Consider the following 1,179-nt stretch of genomic DNA (forward strand, 5'->3'; position numbering starts at 1 on the left):
ACGACCAGCGCCGGGGCCGCGGCCTCGACCGGGACCACCTGGTAGAGCGGTGTCAGGAACATCGCCGCGATGAAGAGCACGCCGGTGACGACGTTCGCGAGCCCGGTCCTGGCGCCTTCGGCGATACCGGACGCGGACTCCACGAAGACGGTGTTCGAACTCGACGACGCGAAACCGCCCGCCACCGCGGCGGTGCCGTCGACGAACAGCGCCTTCCCGACATTGGGGAGCTTGCCGTCCTCCGGGAGGAGACCGCCCTCCTTGGCGAGCCCGGTCATCGAGCCCATGGTGTCGAAGAAGTCCGCCAGCACCAGGGTGAACACCAGCAGCACGACGGTGATGATCGGCAACCGGGTCCAGGCGCCGAAGGAGATGTCGCCGACCAGCGAGAGGTCCGGCAGGCCGAGGACCTGATCCGGCAGCGCCGGGTAGCCGAGGTTCCAGCCCAGCGGGTTGACACCCTTCGACGGACCGACCTTGGTGATCGCCTCGACCACGATCGCCAGCACGGTCGAGGCGAGGACACCGATCAGGATCGCGCCCTTGACCTTCTTCGCCACCAGGATGCCGGTGACCAGCAGCCCGACGACGAACACCAGCGTCGGCCACGAGGCGATCGAGCCGTCGATGCCGAGACCGACCGGCACGGTCGTCTTCGCCTCATCCGGGACGCGGCGGACGAACCCCGCGTCGACCAGGCCGATCAGGCAGATGAACAGGCCGATACCGACCGCGATGGCCGATTTGAGCGGGGCGGGCACGGCGTTGAACACCGCGGTCCGGATCCCGGCGAAGACCAGCAGGACGATGACCAGGCCCTCGATCATCACCAGGCCCATCGCCTCGGGCCAGGTCATCTGCGAGGCGAACGTGACCGCGATCAGGCTGTTGATACCGAGACCGGTGGCGATCGCGAACGGATAGTTCGCGACCAAACCCATGACGATGGTCAGCACCCCCGCGACCAGCGCGGTCACCGCCGCGACCTGCGGCACGGGCAGGATGTTGCCCAGAACGTCCTTGTGCGCGCCCGCGTCGTCCACGGCGAAGCTACCGATGATCAACGGGTTGAGCACCACGATGTAGGCCATCGTGAAGAACGTGACGATCCCGCCACGGACCTCACGCCCCGGTGTCGAGCCGCGCTCGCTGATCTTGAAGAACCGGTCCAGTGTGGAC

Annotated in this window: 1 protein-coding gene; it reads right to left on the reverse strand. The window is 67.5% G+C overall.

Features of this window, described 5'->3' with window-relative positions; translation table 11 throughout:
• On the reverse strand, window positions 1-1,179 hold a 1,179-nt coding region (locus CFP71_RS41665), incomplete at both ends, for an NCS2 family permease (protein ID WP_244200032.1).

Source organism: Amycolatopsis thailandensis, from assembly GCF_002234405.1.
GTDB lineage: Bacteria > Actinomycetota > Actinomycetes > Mycobacteriales > Pseudonocardiaceae > Amycolatopsis > Amycolatopsis thailandensis.